Origin of the sequence: Halobacterium noricense (assembly GCF_021233435.1) — an archaeon.
Lineage (GTDB): Archaea > Halobacteriota > Halobacteria > Halobacteriales > Halobacteriaceae > Halobacterium > Halobacterium noricense.
Genome location: NZ_CP089468.1, coordinates 914,653 through 929,557 on the forward strand (window position 1 = coordinate 914,653; position 14,905 = coordinate 929,557).

Consider the following 14,905-nt stretch of genomic DNA (forward strand, 5'->3'; position numbering starts at 1 on the left):
GGCGAAAAGCGTGCCGGTCTATGCGCGGATGACTACACTCCGAGGAACAACACCAGCGCCGGGCCAATCGTAATCACGGCGGCGGCCGCGTACACCGCCTTGTTCCACTGCAGGACGGTCGCGCCGTCCAGCGGGCCGAACGGAATCATGTTGAACCCCGCCAGCAGCACGTTGATGAACAGGCCGCGCCACCCGATGTCGGGCGCGACGACGAACACGCCCAGCGAGACGACTGCGAGCGCGACGTTCGTCAGCGGACCCGCGAGCGCGATGAGGCCGTGTTCGCGGGGCGTGATGCGACCTCTGTGGTGGACCGCGCCCGGTGCCGCGAACAGGAACCCGGCGAGGCCGCCGGCGACGGCGAGCGCGAGCATCCCGAAGTCAGCGCGGAACTCCGCGTGCTGGCCGAAGTGGACCGCGACGACCTTGTGCGCGAGTTCGTGCAGGAGGAACGCGACGCCGACCGTCGCGAGGCTCAGCGCGAACTCTTCGAGGAACACCGCGCTCGCCAGCACGTCGGTGATCGTCGTTACGGAGACGGGGACGTACAGCAGGCTGAACGCCAGCCCGAGCGCCAGCCACGCGACGAGGAGGTCCCGGAGTTCGCGGCTGCTGAAGTTCACCATACCAGTCCCCAGATGGCGTCGGCGCTGTTCTGTGCGCCCCGCACCATCGCGTCGGTGACCGCGCCGACGCTGTCGAAGGGGCCGCCGATAAGCGGCAAGACGACGAACGGGAACAGCACGCTCGCGACGATGCTGCCGATGTTCGTCATCGCGACGACCGCGATGAGCCGGAACAGCGGCACGTCTATCATCTGCCCGAGCAGGTCCCGAATCGGCGTCTCCTGGTCGTCCATGAGTTCGTTCAGCGTGCCGATGTCGGCGACCCGCACGGAGAGGTAGCGCAGTTCGACGTAGCCCGTGAACCAGCCCGGCGCGAGCAGCGGGTTGACGCTCGTCAGCCACGCCACCGCGCCGCCGACGCCCGCGCTCGTCCAGTGGGCGCCCGCGAACTTCGCGGCCCCCATCGAGATTATCCCGTTGAACAGAAACCACGCGCCGAACACCTGCAGGAGCACCGTGTTGTCCACGCCCGCCATCACCAGCAGGACGAAGAAGGCGAGGAAGCCGACCGTAATCAGCAGGCCGAACAGCCGCGCGACCGAGAAGCGCTTGCTCTGCGTGCCGGTCAGCGACTCCATCGGCGGCAGGTCCTCGGGGTGGTCGAGGTAGTGCTCGACGCCCTCGCGGTGGCCCGCGCCCAGCACCGCGACGACGTGTTTGCCCTGCGCGCGCAGCGCGACGAGGTTGTGCGCGATGTAGGCGTCACGCTCGTCGATGAGCGCCTGTGCGCCAGCGGGGCTGAACCGCCGGAACTCCTCCATCATCGCCGATACCACGTCCGCGTCCGTGAGGTCGTCCATCGAGAACTCCTCGACGTCCTCGGGTTCGGCGCGCGCGAACAGCACGACGAACACCGCGCCGAACACGAACGCGCCGACGCCCGCGAACAGCACGGCCTCCGCCAGGCCCGACAGCACGACCAGCGCCGTCTCCACGACGCCGATTGTCGCGGGTGGCGGCGGCAGCAGGAACGGGCCGGCGACGAACTCCGCGCCGACGCCGACGACGAAGCCGACGAACGCGCCGAAGCCGAGCCCGAGCGTCCGGCTGTCGGTGACGCCCAACGCGAGTTCGCCGACCAGCCTGAGTTTCTCGACGCCGGTCATGCGCGCCCAGAAGCGCTGAATCGTCACCTGGATGTCGCGGTCGACGAGCGCGACGTCCGCGCCGATGCGCTCGGCGGCGTCGATGCCCGCCTTCATGTCCGCGCCCGGCTCGATGCCGAACTTGTCGCCGAGGCGCTGCTGGACGTACGACAGCAGCCAGTACGCCAGGAACTGGAACGCCATGCTCCCTTTCAGGAGGTCGCTGGCGTCGAGGTCCTCGGGCGCGTCGCCCTGCATCTGCCGGTAGCGGCCCTCGTCTAACTCGACGGCGACCGTGTCCGGGTTCTCCGCCTCGACGACCCGCTCGACCTCCTCGACGCTGTCCGCGGAGACGTGGGCGGTCCCGACGACCCGAACGGAGCCCTCGCGGGTCGCCGCGGATTCCTCGCTCATTACGTCCACGTTAGTTGTGGCGGCCTTACGCTTGTCGGATGGGCGACGTACCGGCCGCTGTCCGGGGTTCGCCCCCACTCGGAAGCATTCAAGCCGCCCCGCCCAGAACCACGAGGCATGAGCGAGACGGCGCGCCTGATGGACTCCTACACGGAGATGACGGAACTGCTGTTGCCCAACGACACGAACAACCTCGGCCGCGCGCTCGGTGGCGCGGTCCTGCACTGGATGGACATCTGCGCGGCCATCGCGTCGATGCGGTTCTCCGGCCGACAGTGCGTCACTGCCTCCATGGACCACGTCGACTTCATCGCGCCCATCGAGATGGGCGAGGTCGCGGTCGTGGAGGCGTTCGTCTTCGACGTCGGCCAGTCCAGCATCGAGGTGAAAGTCGAAGTCCGCGCCGAGGACCCCGTGGAGGGCACGGAGCGCAAGACCACGACGTCGTTTTTCACGTTCGTCGCGCTCGACGACGACGGCAAGCCCACCGAGGTGCCGCGGCTGGCCTGCGACACGGAGGCCGAGGCGGCGCTCCGGCAGGACGCCCTCGACGCCCACGCCGAACAGCAGTAATCAGTCGAGGCGCGGCACGTCGAGCGTGACGACCGCGCCGGTCGGCTCGTTGTCCGCGAACGTCACGTGCCCGCCCGCGATGTCCGTCCCCCAGTGAATCAGCCAGAGGCCGAGCCCGCTGGCGTGGTCGAGTTGCGTCTCCGTCCCCCGCTGTAGCACTTCGTACTCGCCCTCGTGGATGCCGGGGCCGTTGTCGGCGACGCGAATCTGCACGCGGCCGTCGTGCGTTTCGACGCTGATGTTCACGCACGCGTTCTCGTTCGTGTTGTGCTCGGCGGCGTTTTCGAGGGCGTTCCAGACGACGGGGCCGAGCGTGGCCGGCACGCGACAGTCCGCGGGGAACTCGGCGACGTCGACGGTCACCCCGGGGAACGCGTCGCGGAGCCGCTCGACGCGGCCGTCGAGCAGTTCCCGGACACTGACCGGCCGTGTCGGCTCCTGCTCGCGTTCGAGGAGGTCGATGATGACCCGGGCCTTCTCCCCGAGCCCCGCGATTCTGGACGCGCGCTGCTCCACGATGTCCACGGCCTCGCGCTCCTCGTCCGTGTCGACGGACAGCTGGCCCACGTAGCCGAGAATCATCTGGGTGTCGGTGCGGATGTTGTGGCGGAACGCGCGGTTCAGCACCTCCAGTCGTTGCTTCTGCCGGAAGTACCGGCTGACGTCGTGGAGCGTGACGACGCGCCCGATGAGCCGGTCGCGGACGTCGTGGATGGGCGTCACCGAGACGTCGAACGGCGTATCGTCGCCGTCGACGGCGATTGTGACGTGCTCCGGCCGGCACTCGCCGTCGAGCGGGCCCAGCGACGGCAGCATCGACGCCACCGACTCGCCGATGGCGTCGTAGCGCGACCGCCCCAGCAGCGGCTCCGCGCTCTCGTTGGCGTCCACGACGTAGCCGTGCCTGTCGACGACGACGGCGGCGTCGTCCATCCGCTCGAAGACGAGCCGGCGCGCCCGCCAGTTCGGGGCGGGGCTCGCGCCGAACAGCTGGAACTGCGTGAGCGCGCCGAGGAACGCCACGCCCGTGACGGCGAACGCGATGGGTGTGGGGTCGAATTCGGGGAGCGGGAGCATGCCCGCGACGGAGAGGACGTTCGTCACCCACGGCGTCAGCGACCCGAACAGCAAGGCGGTGCTCTGCCCGCGGAACAGCACCGCGTTGCTCCGAATCAGGTCGACGAGTGGGACGAACCCGAGCACGCCGAGCACGTACGTGTACGCCGCGACGACCCAGTACCACGGCCCGCCGGTGCGGTGGAGCAACACGAGGTCGCCGTACGAGACGACGCTCGTCGAACGGTAGAGCAGGTCGTGGGACCCGCTGGTCGCCGCCAGCACCACCGTCACCGCGGGGATGACGGCGAGCACCGCGACCACGTGCGAGCGGACGTACTCGTCGCGGCCGGTGTACGCAAGCGCGAACAACAGCCACGCCAGTGGGATGACGACGACGCCGACCCACTGGACGTCCGACCACAGCAGCTTCCGCGCGAGCGAGTCGGCCTGCAGTTCGAACACCAGAAACGCCGTCCACCAGCCGACCCCGCCGAGCATGAGCACGAGCGCGGACGCGCCCGGTTCCGGCCGCTCGCGCCACGCGAGCAGCCCGGCGGCGAAGCTGACCGCGATGCTGACCAGCAGGACCACGGTCAGGAGTTCGAGGAGCGCGACCACTGGTGTTCGCGAGAGTGTGCGCCATCCTAAAAGCCGTGCCGTCCCGCGAAGGTTGCGGTCCTCGTGGCGACCCAGTCGCGGTTATCCGAGGGCGACCAGGGAGAGCACGGCGCCGACGACGACGTATTCGAGTTCGGGCGCGACGGTCAGCCACGCGCGGTCGGCGTAGCGCGCCAGCAGGCTCGTGACGACCAGCGAGTAGACGAGGCCGACGCCGAGCGCGAGCGCGACCGACACCGAGAGGTAGCCGGCAGCCAGGGCGTACGCGAGGACTGCGGCGGTAATCGCGTCGACGGCGTAGAGGACGAGTCGCGTCCGTTCGAGGCCGAGCACCACGGGAAGCGTGCGGACGCCGGCCTCCCGGTCGCCCTCGCGGTCGCGGACGTTCGGGAGCTCGGTGTCGACGAACGACCGCAGGAAGAAGTACGCGAACACGAGCGCGACGGCGGGCGTCACGCCGCCGTCGGCGAACGCCACTGGCAGGAACGTCAGCGACACCGCCCACGCCAGCGCGACGACGGCCGTGTTGACGACGAGAACGTCCTTCAGCCGGCAGAAGCGCGAGCCGAGCTGCGGCAGCCAGTCGCTGGCGTACAGCACCCAGAACGCGCCGGGGAGCAGCGCCAGTGCCAGCGCCAGCGGACCGCCGAGCATCGCGAGCGCGATGGCGAGTCCGTACGCGAGCGCCGCTGCGACGTACAAGACGTCTTCGTGCCGGCGCACGAACGCGGCCTGCTCGGGTTTGTCGACGGCGTCGTCGTCGACGTCGGCGATGCGGTCGTTCGCGTAGACGGCGAACGTAATCAGGCCGACGACGGCGGGTGCGGGGCTCAGCGGCAGTGACAGCACCGCCATCGCGATGCCGACTTCGATGACCGTGACCACCGAGAGGTACGCCGAACTGTACAACAGAACCGTCCAGAGGTGTTTCGCGCGAGCGAGCTGTGCGACAAACCACGTCGAGTCGCCGGAGAGCGCCGCCCGGCAGTGTTGTTTCCGTGACATCGTTCGGTCGTCAGGTCGGCAACAGCAGCCACCAGTCTGACGTGCGAACAGACCGTCTATAGCGGCTTAGTTTTACGTTCATTTTATCATCTATCAAATGTGAAAATACGGTAGCCCACAGGCTTATCCGCGCTGTCGCCGTCTGTTCGACCACGACGATGACAGGCGTCAAACAAGACCGTGTCGAGGGGGTCGAGCAGGCAGCCGACCGCGTGACGAACCTCCTGGCTGGGGGGACCGCGAGGGTGAGTGACCGTGGAGGGAAACGATGACTGAACACGCGAAGAACCTCCTGCGGAAGATCGACGAAGCGGCCGTGGAGGCCCTCGACGTCGCGGACCGCGAGCAGGCCAAGCAGAAGGGCGGCTCCCAGCGCGAGGCCTACGAGAAGGGACTGAACGAGGTCGAACGCATCGCCGGGCGGGCGCAGGCCCGCGAACTCGCGGAGTGGATTCAGGACCAGATACAGGAGCGCGAGACGTTCCCCTCCGCCCGCGAAGTCCGCAACCACGGCGCGCAGATCTGCCGGAAGAGCGGCCACGACGTCTCGACGAACGACTGGCTGGGCGCGTAGCGGTCGGCGACGCGCAGGCTTTTCCCCGCCGACTACCTACTCCTGGCCATGGCTCTCGACGCGCCCGCGCCCGACCCGCCGGAGTTGGAGGGCGACCCCGACGAGTACGACGACGTCACCGTCCAGGGCACCGACTACCACCGCGACGACCTTCAAGAGTTCCTGGAGGACGGCGCGTGGGCGGAAGCCTTCGAGACGTGGGCGGCGGAGACGGAGTTGACCCGTGAAGCGTTCGACATCGCCGTCGACCTGGGGATGTTCGACCGCTTCGACTTCTTCTGGGACGATTTCGCCGACCGCGTGGGCTACCACGCGCCCGGGCTCCCGGAGAACTGGCGCGAGCGCAACATCCACCCGGAACTGAACTCCTGGGAGACCGTCTCGGCCATCAACGCGTCGCTGGCGGAGCTCGGCGCGGAAGCCTCCCGGCTGCTCAAGGCTGAGTACGTCGACTGGGAGGCCGAGTACGACGCGCCCGACGACCTGCCGGACTTCTAACGCACTTTTTGCTCTGCGTGAGGCGCGCTTTGCGCGCCTCACTCGGCAAAAACTTGCGGAAAAAGCGCTTCGTCCTCCCTACGGTCGTCCTCGCGCCGCCGCTCGCGCGCTACACGCGCTCGCGGCGTGACCTTACCCTAACTACCGCTTTCTTCGTGGTTTCAGTCCTCGACCGCCGCGGCAGCGTTGATAATCGTCTCCTCGCCGAACGCCGGGCCGACGAGCTGGAGGCCAACTGGGAGGCCGTCGGCTTCGCCCGCCGGCACCGAGATGGCGGGGAGGTTGGCGAGGTTCACGGGCGTCGTGTTCGCGTCCGCGAGGTACATCTTCAGCGGGTCGTCGAGGCTCTCGCCGAGCTTCGGCGGTAGAATCGGCATCGTCGGGGACGCGAGCACGTCGACGTCCTCGAACGCCTCGTCGAAGTCCTGTTTCACCCACGCGCGGGCCTCCTGTGCTTGCTTGTAGTACTTGTCGTGGTAGCCCGCCGAAAGCGCGTACGTCCCGAGGAGGATGCGGCGCTTGACCTCGTCGCCGAAGCCCTCCGAGCGCGCCTTCGCGAACGACTCGTTCCAGTTGCCCTCGTAGCCACCAGAATGGCCGTACCGGACGCCGTCGAACCGCGCCAGATTCGAGGACGCCTCCGACATCGCGATGACGTAGTACGCCGCGACCGCGTACTCCGCCGAGGGGAGACTGACTTCCTCGACCGTCGCGCCCTGCTCGCGGAGGTCTTCGATTGTCGCGTCGAACGTCTCCACGACCGCGTCCTCGGCACCCTCCACGAGTTCCGTGGGGACGCCGATGGTGAGGCCCTCGACGTCGCCGTCGGCGGCGCTCGCGAAGTCCGTGTCAGCGCCCTCCTCTCGGGTGGTGCCGTCGTTCTCGTCGGGGCCCGCAACGACGTCCAGCAGCGCCGCGGCGTCCTCGACGGTCGGCGCGATGGGGCCTATCTGTTCGAGGCTGTTCGCGTACGCGACCAGGCCGTACCGGGAGACGAGCCCGTACGTCGGCTTGATGCCGACGACGCCGCAGAAGGCGGCGGGACACCGAATCGAACCACCGGTGTCCGTCCCGAGCGCGAGGTCGGCGTCTCCCGCCGCGACCGCCGCCGCGCTGCCGCCCGAGGAGCCACCTGGGACGTAGTCCTCGTCGACCGGGTTCTTCGTCGCGCCGAAGTACGACGTCTCCGTGGTCGTCCCCATCCCGAACTCGTCCATGTTCGTCTTTCCGGGGATGGTCGCGCCCGCGTCCTTCAGGCGCTCGACGACGGTGGCGTCGTACGGCGGCACGTACGCTTCGAGCATCTTCGACCCACAGGTCGTGCGGACGCCCTCGGTGGAGATGTTGTCCTTGACGGCGACGGTCTTCCCGGCGAGCGGGCCGTCCCCGCTGCCCTCGATGACGTCCTCGGTGATGTACGCGTTCAGGCTCATTACGACACCTTCGGGCCCTTGAAGCGGCCGTCCTCGCTGTCGTCGGCGTTCCGCAGCGCTTCCTCCTGGCTCAGGCTCTGCTCGACCTCGTCGCTGCGCATCACGTTCACGAGGTCGGGTTCGGCCTCGACTTCGGGCACCTCGTCGAGTGCTTCGAAGTGTTCGAGGATGTCGCCGAACTGGTCGGCGAACTGCGCGCGCTCCTCGTCGTCGAGGTCCACGCGCGCGAGGTCCGCGACGTGCTCGACCTCGTCGGCGTCCACAGAATCGCTCATGTCTCCGGAATTGCGCGTGCCGTCGGTAAGCGTTTCGATGCCCCATGGCACCCGTTCTGTGTGGGGATTTCTGCCACAGTCCTTTTGTGCGGTCGGCCCTACTCTGTTACACGTATTAGACGTTTTCTCGACCACAGAACCCGCCCACAGCTCCCATCCCACAGCCCCCATGAGTGACACCACGCGAACCCGCGAGAAGCGCGAGGAAGCCGAGAGCGAGAGCGAGGAGTCCACAGAGGAGGTCGACGCCGACCTCCACTGCCCCGAGTGCGGCGGCCGCCTCGTCGTCGACGAGGAGCGCGGCGAGACGGTCTGCGAGGACTGCGGGCTCGTCGTCGAGGAGGAGACCATCGACCGCGGGCCCGAGTGGCGCGCGTTCGGCAGCGAGGAGAGCGACCAGAAGTCCCGCGTCGGCGCGCCCACCACGAATCTGATGCACGACAAGGGATTGTCGACGAACATCGGCTGGCAGGACAAGGACGCCTACGGCAACAGCCTCTCCAGCCGCCAGCGCCAGAAGATGCAGCGGCTCCGCAAGTGGAACGAGCGCTTCCGTACGCGCACCTCGAAGGAACGCAATCTGAAGCAAGCCCTCGGCGAAATCGAGCGGATGGCCTCCGCGCTCGGTCTCCCGAAGAACGTCCGCGAGACAGCCTCCGTCATCTATCGCCGCGCGCTCAACGACGACCTGCTCCCCGGCCGCAGCATCGAGGGCGTCGCCACGAGCGCGCTGTACGCGGCCGCGCGGCAGGCGGGCGCACCCCGCAGTCTCGACGAGGTGGCGAACGTCAGCCGCGTCGAACGGGACGAAATCGCGCGCACCTACCGCTACGTCGCCCGCGAACTCGGCCTCGAAGTCGCGCCCACGGACCCCGCCAGCTACGTCCCGCGGTTCTGCTCGGAACTCGGGCTCTCCGACGAAGTCGAGCGCCGCGCTCGCGACCTTCTGGAGAGCGCCGAAAAGGCAGGCCTCTACTCAGGGAAATCCCCGGTCGGGCTCGCGGCTGCGGCCGTCTACGCCGCCAGCCTCCTCGTGGACGAACGCATCACGCAGAGTCAGGTCAGCGACGTCGCAAACGTCAGCGAAGTCACCATCCGCAACCGCTACCACGAGATTCTGGAGGCCGGCGGCGAGGCGAACGTCGAAGCCTGACGCTCCGGGAGCGTAACCCCTATCCGCCGCGTCGCGAACCTCCGCTATGGAGACGACGCGTCACTTCACCGCCACCGTCTACGTCGTCAACGACGGCGCTACTGCGCTCCACGAACACGACCGCCTCGGCCTCACGATTCCGCCGGGCGGCCACGTGGACCGCGACGAACTCCCCCACGAAGCGGGCAAACGCGAAGTCGAGGAGGAGACCGGCCTGAAGCCGACGCTGCTCGGTGAGGCTCCGGACGTGCCCGCGCCCGACGGCTTCGCGCTGCCGTCGCCGCGCTACCAGCTGTGTTACGACATCAACGTCCACGAGGACGGCAGCGTCGGTCACCAGCACATCGACCACGTCTACTTCGCGACCGTCCCCTCGCGGGACATCGACCCCGCGGACGGAGAGCAAGGACCTGAAGCGTGGGCGTGGTACGACCCCGATGACCTCCGCGAGAGCGACCTCGACGCTGACACCGTCCAAATCGCGCTGGAGGTCATCGAAGTGGCGAGCGAAGCGTAGCCCGGTAGTCCAGCCGGCTCTCGAGGACCTGCGTCGTGGTCGCCGACCTCTCAGAAGAACTCCGCGAGGCGGTTCTTCACGCGGCGCTTCGCGCCGCCCGCCGCCTGCCGGAAGCTGATGTGCCACGGCGTGCGCTTGCCCTCGACGCTCGTTCGGCCGTCCCGGATGGCGTCGAGGACGCTGTCCAGCGAGCGGTCGTCGGCGCCGACGCGCGTCACCGCCTGCCCCACCATCTCCGCGATGTGGGCGTCGCTGCCCGCGGTCATCGGGAGGTTGTGGGCGCGCGCGAACCGCTCGGCCTTCCGGTTCGCGCGGCCCGTGAGCAGCCGCGAGTTGTACACCTCGATGGCGTCCGCGGACGCCAGCGTCGCCGTCGAGATGTTCGGCGCGACGCCGCTACGTGAGGACTGGAACGGGTGCGGGACGATGGCGAGGCCGCCGCGGTCACGAATCGCGTCGAGCGTGTCCACGAACGGCTCGCCCGACGGCACCGCCTCTTCGACGCCGATGGCGAGTACGTGGCCGTCGGCGCTGGTCACCTCCATCCCGGGGATGCCGACGAGGCCGTACTCCTCGGCGAGGTCGGCGGCCCGCAGGCTCGCCTCGATTTCGTCGTGGTCGGTGACAGCGAGCGCGTCGAGCCCCACCGCCTGCGCCTGCTCTAAGAGCATCTCGACGGGGTCGCGGCCGTCGTAGGAGAGCTCGGAGTGCGTGTGGAGTTCGACGGAAAGCACGACTGGAGGTTACGTAGGGGTGGGCAAAAGCGCCCCGGTACGGAAACGTCGGGCGGGAGCGAGCACCATGACTGTTCACGTCCGTGCACATGGAAACGACTAAACGCTCGCGGAAGGACCACGAAGGTGAATGCCACTCGTCGAATCGGACCGACGCCTCGTCGAAGCGGAACTGGGACGGGACCCGACGCGGGCGGAGGCCGCGCTGTTCGAGAATCTCTGGAGCGAGCACTGCGCGTACCGCTCCTCGCGCCCGCTGTTGTCCGCGTTCACCACCGACAGCGACGACGTCGTCGTCGGGCCGGGCGACGACGCCGCCGTGGTGTCGGTCCCCGGCACGGACCAGTTGGTGACGTTCGGCGTCGAGAGCCACAACCACCCCTCCTACGTCGACCCCTACGACGGCGCGGCGACGGGCGTCGGGGGCATCGTCCGCGACACGCTCTCGATGGGCGCGTACCCCATCGCGCTCGCGGACGCGCTCTACTTCGGCGGCTTCGACCGCGACCACTCCCGCTACCTCCTCGACGGCGTCGTCGAGGGCATCAGCGACTACGGGAACGCCATCGGCGTCCCCACGGTCACGGGGAGCACGCAGTTCCACGACGGCTACGAGGGCAACCCGCTCGTGAACGTCGCGTGCGTCGGCCTCGTCACCGAGGACCGCCTCGTCACCGCCGCCGCGAAAGAGCCCGGGAACAAGCTCGTACTCGTCGGGAACGCGACCGGCCGTGACGGCCTCGGCGGCGCGAGTTTCGCCAGCGAGGACCTCGCGGAGGACGCCGAGACGGAGGACCGGCCCGCGGTGCAGGTCGGCGACCCGTACACGGAGAAACTCCTCGTGGAGGCCAACGAGGCGCTCGTCGACGAGGACCTCCTGATGGCCGCCCGCGACCTCGGCGCGGCGGGGCTGGGCGGCGCGTCTTCGGAGCTGGTCGCGCTGGGTGGCCTCGGCGCGCGCATCGACCTGAACGAGGTCCACCAGCGCGAGCCGAACATGAACGCGCTCGAAATCCTGCTCGCCGAGTCCCAGGAGCGCATGTGCTACGAGGTCCGCCCGGAGGACGTCGAGCGCGTGCAGGAAATCGCCGAGCGCTTCGACCTCGGCTGCTCGGTCATCGGCGAAGTCACCGAAGGGAACTACGTCTGCGAGTTCGAGGGCGAGGCGCAGCGCGCCTCGGAAGAGGCGAGCGGCGACAGCCGCGAGCCAGAGACCGTCGTCGACGCGCCCGCGGAGTTCCTCGCGGACGGCGCGCCGATGAACGACCTCGAACGCGAGGAGCCCAGCGAGCCCGAGACGGACCTGCCGGACGTCGACGTCGACGAGGCGTTCGACGCGGTGCTGTCGAGTCCGAACACGGCGAGCAAGCGCTGGGTGTACCGCCAGTACGACCACGAGGTCGGCAACCGGACGCTCCGGCGGCCCGGCGACGACGCCGCCGAACTCGCGCTCCACGAAGTGGCTGAAGCAGGTGGCGAGGAGACCGCACTCGCGTTCTCCGCGGGCACGAACCCGAACTGGACCGACGCCTCGCCGTACCGCGGCGCGTACGCGACGGCCGTGGAGAACGCGACGAATCTCGCGGCGGTCGGCGCTGAACCGCTGGCCGCGGTGGACTGCCTGAACGGCGGGAACCCCGAGAATCCCGACGTCTACGGCGGGTTCGCGGCGGCAGTCGACGGCCTCGCGGACGGCTGCCGCGCGGTCGACGCGCCGGTCGTCGGCGGGAACGTCAGCCTCTACAACGACTCCAACGCGGGCCCCGTGCCGCCGACGCCGACGCTCGCGATGCTCGGCGTCCGGCAGGGCTACGACGCGCCCGGGATGGCGGCCGCGGGCGAGGGCGAGTTCGTGCTCGTCGGCGGCCACGACGAGACGCTCGGCGGGAGCGAGTACCTCGCACAGTTCGACGGCAGCGCGCCGTTCCCCGACGTGGAGGATAGCAGCGTCGCAGCAGTCCGAACGGCCGCGACGCACGACGCGACGCTTGCCGTCCACGACGTCAGCGACGGCGGCCTCGCGGTCACGCTCGCCGAGATGGTCGGGGAGAGTGCGGGCGTCGAGGTAGACGTTCCGAGCGTCGGCGCGCTGTTCTCGGAGGCCCCGGGGCGCGCGGTCGTGGAGACGACCGACGTCGACGTGCTCCGCGACGCGGTGGACGCGCCCGTCGTCGACCTCGGCGAGACGACTGACGACGGCGTGCTATCCCTCGCTGTGGCTGGCGAGTCCGTCGACTACGACCACGAGGAAATCGTGGACGCACGGCGCGTCCTCGAACGCGAACTCGACTAGAAGAACGCCGGGAAGAGGTACGCCACTGCGACGCCGACGAGCAGTACGAGGAGGCCGACGCCGACCTGGCTCGTGGTGTACTCCTGCATCGGTGACGTGACGCGACCCGAATCGTCGTGAGCGTGGTCGTCTGACATGCGCGGCGATTGGATGGGGGCCTACTTGGCAGTACCGAACCCGTGCGACCTGTTCGACGCCGAACGTCTCGTCGCCGCCCAGCCAGCCGCGCTCTCGGACTGCCTCGGAGTCCCGGGGAATCGCGGTGACAGCGCCGACCTGCTCGTCGGTCGCCCCGCGAACGCGACCGCGCGGCCGAGCGCCGCCTGCGAGAGCGGCGAGTCGTCGAACGCGACGACGTACGTCATGACGTATCCCTCACGTCCGGCCGTTGGATGCCGGAGACGAAACCACTATCGGCGGTTCCCTCGAACTGCACAGTATGCTGACCAAGCGCGTCATCCCGTGCGTCGACGTCGACTTAGACGACGACGGGAACGCCGCCGTCTACACGGGCGTGAACTTCGAAGACCTCGAGTACACGGGCGACCCCGTGGAGATGGCGAAACGGTACAACGAAGCGGGCGCCGACGAGTTCGTCTTCCTCGACATCACCGCGAGCGCGGAGGGCCGCGCGACGATGCTGGAGACCGTCGAGCGCGTCGCCGACGAGGTGTTCATCCCGCTGACCGTCGGCGGCGGCATCCGCGAGAAGGACGACATCAAGGAGACGCTGCGCGCGGGCGCCGACAAGGTCTCCATCAACACGGGCGCGCTCGAACGCCCCGAACTCATCACGGAGGGTGCGAAGGCGTTCGGCAACCAGTGCATCGTCATCAGCGTGGACGCGCGGCGGCGCTACGACGAACAGGGCGAGCACTACGAGCAGGTCGACGGCGAGTCCTGTTGGTTCGAGGCGACCGTGAAGGGTGGGCGCGAGGGGACCGGCCGGGACGTCGTCGAGTGGGCGCGCGAAGCAGAGGAGCGCGGCGCGGGCGAGCTGTTCGTGAACTCCATCGACGCCGACGGGACGAAGGACGGCTACGACCTGCCGCTGACGGGTGCGGTCTGTGACGCCGTCTCGACGCCGGTCATCGCGTCCTCGGGCTGCGGGTCGCCCCAGGACATGGCCGACGCCTTCGACGCGGGTGCGGACGCCGCGCTCGCCGCCTCGATTTTCCACTACGGCGAGTACACCATCGAGGAGACCAAGCAGTACCTCGACGAACACGGCGTGCCGGTCAGGCTGTAGGAGCGACGGCTGCGACGTCGATATTCCGTACTCGACACTGCGAATGATTTATCACTAAAGTCCAATATAGCGGTAGTATGTCTCACTCTGGTGCACCCGGGTCGGGGGACCCGGAAACTGCCCAGTGTTCCCCTGATGGACCGCTCGACCCGGGGCGCTCGGCTGTGGACGCCGTCGAATGCGATTCCACGCGGTTCGTGAACCTCGCGCACGCCTCTATGGGGATTCAACCGACGTACCTCGTGTTGACCGACAGCGACGCTGACGCCACGCAGTTGTCACTCACGGACGTGCTGTCGATGCCCGAGATACAGAACGCGGTCGCGTACTTCGGCGCGGACACCGACAGCGTCCGCGTGCGCACCCAACCCGGTCGTCGCGTCGCCCTCGAAGAACACGTCGACGCACTCGCCGAGCGCAGCTCCGACCCCGCCTTCGAGTTCGGCGGGCGGTGCTTCGAGCTGTCGGTCGTCGTCGGTTAGGCCGCTGCTTCGAACGTGTCCGCGAAGTCCCGGAGCTCGTCGCTCATCCGTTCTGCCGCCGACTGAAGCGCGTCGAGGGGGTCGGTGCCCTCCTCGGTCTTGATGGTGAGCACCGGCTCGGTCTGACCGCCGGACTGCTCGGGGTTCATGTCGTACGAGGCCGCGACGACGCCCTCGGTTTCGATGAGCGAGCCCTTCAGCCCGTTCATGAAGGTGTGGTCCTCCCCGGCAATCTCGATAGTGAGTTCCGCGTCTCCCTTCTCGATAACCCGCAGGTCCATGCGTGTCGGTTCGCTCGTGGCGCGTTTCAACGTTTC

The 14,905-nt window shown here is 68.6% G+C and carries 17 protein-coding genes; 8 read left to right on the forward strand and 9 right to left on the reverse strand.

Annotation, left to right across the window (positions count from 1 at the left end; genetic code table 11):
* Positions 1-32: 32 nt before the first annotated feature.
* Both LT974_RS05065 and LT974_RS05070 read right to left on the reverse strand, forming a co-directional pair.
* The gene (locus tag LT974_RS05065) at positions 33-626 is read right to left on the reverse strand and encodes a zinc metalloprotease (protein WP_232589601.1); all 594 of its coding nucleotides are present in this window, start codon (positions 624-626) and stop codon (positions 33-35) included.
* Positions 620-2,125 (reverse strand): TraB/GumN family protein, encoded by a 1,506-nt coding sequence (locus LT974_RS05070; protein WP_232589602.1) that lies wholly within the window; start codon positions 2,123-2,125, stop codon positions 620-622. Before LT974_RS05070 ends, LT974_RS05065 begins: the two co-directional genes overlap by 7 nt.
* 117 nt (positions 2,126-2,242) lie before the next feature.
* On the opposite strand from LT974_RS05070, the gene LT974_RS05075 reads away from it, so the two are divergent.
* Positions 2,243-2,698, forward strand: a complete 456-nt coding sequence (locus LT974_RS05075) for an acyl-CoA thioesterase (RefSeq protein WP_232589603.1) — start codon at positions 2,243-2,245, stop codon at positions 2,696-2,698.
* Here the strand turns inward: LT974_RS05075 and LT974_RS05080 are convergent, their stop codons facing one another.
* Both LT974_RS05080 and LT974_RS05085 read right to left on the reverse strand, forming a co-directional pair.
* Positions 2,699-4,375, reverse strand: coding sequence for a histidine kinase N-terminal 7TM domain-containing protein (locus tag LT974_RS05080; protein WP_232589604.1), 1,677 nt, complete (start codon positions 4,373-4,375; stop codon positions 2,699-2,701).
* A gap of 81 nt (positions 4,376-4,456) precedes the next feature.
* Complete coding sequence (locus tag LT974_RS05085; RefSeq protein ID WP_232589605.1) at positions 4,457-5,380, reverse strand: UbiA family prenyltransferase; 924 nt, start codon at positions 5,378-5,380, stop codon at positions 4,457-4,459.
* 268 nt (positions 5,381-5,648) lie between these two features.
* Here LT974_RS05085 and LT974_RS05090 point away from each other — a divergent pair, with 268 nt between their 5' ends.
* Both LT974_RS05090 and LT974_RS05095 read left to right on the forward strand, forming a co-directional pair.
* Positions 5,649-5,954 (forward strand): hypothetical protein, encoded by a 306-nt coding sequence (locus LT974_RS05090; RefSeq protein WP_232589606.1) that lies wholly within the window; start codon positions 5,649-5,651, stop codon positions 5,952-5,954.
* A 48-nt stretch (positions 5,955-6,002) separates the two neighbouring features.
* Positions 6,003-6,452 (forward strand): hypothetical protein, encoded by a 450-nt coding sequence (locus tag LT974_RS05095; RefSeq protein WP_232589607.1) that lies wholly within the window; start codon positions 6,003-6,005, stop codon positions 6,450-6,452.
* A 161-nt stretch (positions 6,453-6,613) separates the two neighbouring features.
* Here the strand turns inward: LT974_RS05095 and gatA are convergent, their stop codons facing one another.
* A complete protein-coding gene (gene gatA / locus LT974_RS05100) occupies positions 6,614-7,885 on the reverse strand; it encodes an Asp-tRNA(Asn)/Glu-tRNA(Gln) amidotransferase subunit GatA (protein WP_232589608.1) in 1,272 nt (423 codons plus the stop codon).
* Positions 7,885-8,160 carry an Asp-tRNA(Asn)/Glu-tRNA(Gln) amidotransferase subunit GatC gene (gene gatC / locus LT974_RS05105; protein ID WP_232589609.1) on the reverse strand — a complete coding sequence of 92 codons (276 nt, stop codon included), beginning with the start codon at positions 8,158-8,160 and terminating at the stop codon, positions 7,885-7,887. The genes gatA and gatC overlap by 1 nt, the downstream gene beginning before the upstream one ends.
* A gap of 169 nt (positions 8,161-8,329) precedes the next feature.
* Between gatC and LT974_RS05110 the strand changes: the two genes are divergently transcribed.
* Together LT974_RS05110 and LT974_RS05115 are read left to right on the forward strand one after the other, a co-directional pair.
* Entirely contained in the window at positions 8,330-9,313 is a 984-nt protein-coding gene (locus LT974_RS05110) for a transcription initiation factor IIB (protein WP_232589611.1), read from the forward strand.
* Between the two features lie 46 nt (positions 9,314-9,359).
* On the forward strand, positions 9,360-9,830 hold the full coding sequence (locus LT974_RS05115) for an NUDIX hydrolase (protein WP_232589612.1): 471 nt from the start codon (positions 9,360-9,362) through the stop codon (positions 9,828-9,830).
* Positions 9,831-9,880: 50 nt separating this feature from the next.
* On the opposite strand, the gene LT974_RS05120 is transcribed toward LT974_RS05115, so the two are convergent.
* Positions 9,881-10,564, reverse strand: a complete 684-nt coding sequence (locus LT974_RS05120) for a PHP domain-containing protein (RefSeq protein WP_232589613.1) — start codon at positions 10,562-10,564, stop codon at positions 9,881-9,883.
* 130 nt (positions 10,565-10,694) lie between these two features.
* Here LT974_RS05120 and purL point away from each other — a divergent pair, with 130 nt between their 5' ends.
* Positions 10,695-12,857, forward strand: a complete 2,163-nt coding sequence (gene purL / locus LT974_RS05125; RefSeq protein WP_232589614.1) for a phosphoribosylformylglycinamidine synthase subunit PurL — start codon at positions 10,695-10,697, stop codon at positions 12,855-12,857.
* Here the strand turns inward: purL and LT974_RS05130 are convergent.
* Positions 12,854-12,994: a DUF7550 family protein gene (locus LT974_RS05130; protein ID WP_230888361.1), complete on the reverse strand. Its 141-nt coding sequence runs from the start codon at positions 12,992-12,994 to the stop codon at positions 12,854-12,856. The two genes, purL and LT974_RS05130, sit on opposite strands and share 4 nt — an antisense overlap.
* Positions 12,995-13,296: 302 nt before the next feature.
* Here LT974_RS05130 and hisF point away from each other — a divergent pair, with 302 nt between their 5' ends.
* Together hisF and LT974_RS05140 are read left to right on the forward strand one after the other, a co-directional pair.
* Positions 13,297-14,106 (forward strand): imidazole glycerol phosphate synthase subunit HisF, encoded by an 810-nt coding sequence (gene hisF / locus LT974_RS05135; RefSeq protein WP_230888359.1) that lies wholly within the window; start codon positions 13,297-13,299, stop codon positions 14,104-14,106.
* A gap of 77 nt (positions 14,107-14,183) precedes the next feature.
* Positions 14,184-14,588 carry a hypothetical protein gene (locus tag LT974_RS05140; RefSeq protein WP_232589615.1) on the forward strand — a complete coding sequence of 135 codons (405 nt, stop codon included), beginning with the start codon at positions 14,184-14,186 and terminating at the stop codon, positions 14,586-14,588.
* On the opposite strand, the gene LT974_RS05145 is transcribed toward LT974_RS05140, so the two are convergent.
* On the reverse strand, positions 14,585-14,869 hold the full coding sequence (locus tag LT974_RS05145) for a DNA-directed RNA polymerase subunit L (RefSeq protein WP_232589616.1): 285 nt from the start codon (positions 14,867-14,869) through the stop codon (positions 14,585-14,587). The two genes, LT974_RS05140 and LT974_RS05145, sit on opposite strands and share 4 nt — an antisense overlap.
* Between the last annotated feature and the right edge of the window lie 36 nt (positions 14,870-14,905).

Bases quoted from the DNA above. Each gene is read 5' to 3' on its own strand.
- LT974_RS05065 (WP_232589601.1), bottom strand. From the start codon at position 626: ATGGTGAACTTCAGCAGCCGCGAACTCCGGGACCTCCTCGTCGCGTGG.
- LT974_RS05070 (WP_232589602.1), bottom strand. From the start codon at position 2,125: ATGAGCGAGGAATCCGCGGCGACCCGCGAGGGCTCCGTTCGGGTCGTC.
- LT974_RS05075 (WP_232589603.1), top strand. From the start codon at position 2,243: ATGAGCGAGACGGCGCGCCTGATGGACTCCTACACGGAGATGACGGAA.
- LT974_RS05085 (WP_232589605.1), bottom strand. From the start codon at position 5,380: ATGTCACGGAAACAACACTGCCGGGCGGCGCTCTCCGGCGACTCGACG.
- LT974_RS05090 (WP_232589606.1), top strand. From the start codon at position 5,649: ATGACTGAACACGCGAAGAACCTCCTGCGGAAGATCGACGAAGCGGCC.
- LT974_RS05095 (WP_232589607.1), top strand. From the start codon at position 6,003: ATGGCTCTCGACGCGCCCGCGCCCGACCCGCCGGAGTTGGAGGGCGAC.
- gatA (WP_232589608.1), bottom strand. From the start codon at position 7,885: ATGAGCCTGAACGCGTACATCACCGAGGACGTCATCGAGGGCAGCGGG.
- gatC (WP_232589609.1), bottom strand. From the start codon at position 8,160: ATGAGCGATTCTGTGGACGCCGACGAGGTCGAGCACGTCGCGGACCTC.
- LT974_RS05110 (WP_232589611.1), top strand. From the start codon at position 8,330: ATGAGTGACACCACGCGAACCCGCGAGAAGCGCGAGGAAGCCGAGAGC.
- LT974_RS05115 (WP_232589612.1), top strand. From the start codon at position 9,360: ATGGAGACGACGCGTCACTTCACCGCCACCGTCTACGTCGTCAACGAC.
- purL (WP_232589614.1), top strand. From the start codon at position 10,695: ATGCCACTCGTCGAATCGGACCGACGCCTCGTCGAAGCGGAACTGGGA.
- LT974_RS05130 (WP_230888361.1), bottom strand. From the start codon at position 12,994: ATGTCAGACGACCACGCTCACGACGATTCGGGTCGCGTCACGTCACCG.
- hisF (WP_230888359.1), top strand. From the start codon at position 13,297: ATGCTGACCAAGCGCGTCATCCCGTGCGTCGACGTCGACTTAGACGAC.
- LT974_RS05140 (WP_232589615.1), top strand. From the start codon at position 14,184: ATGTCTCACTCTGGTGCACCCGGGTCGGGGGACCCGGAAACTGCCCAG.
- LT974_RS05145 (WP_232589616.1), bottom strand. From the start codon at position 14,869: ATGGACCTGCGGGTTATCGAGAAGGGAGACGCGGAACTCACTATCGAG.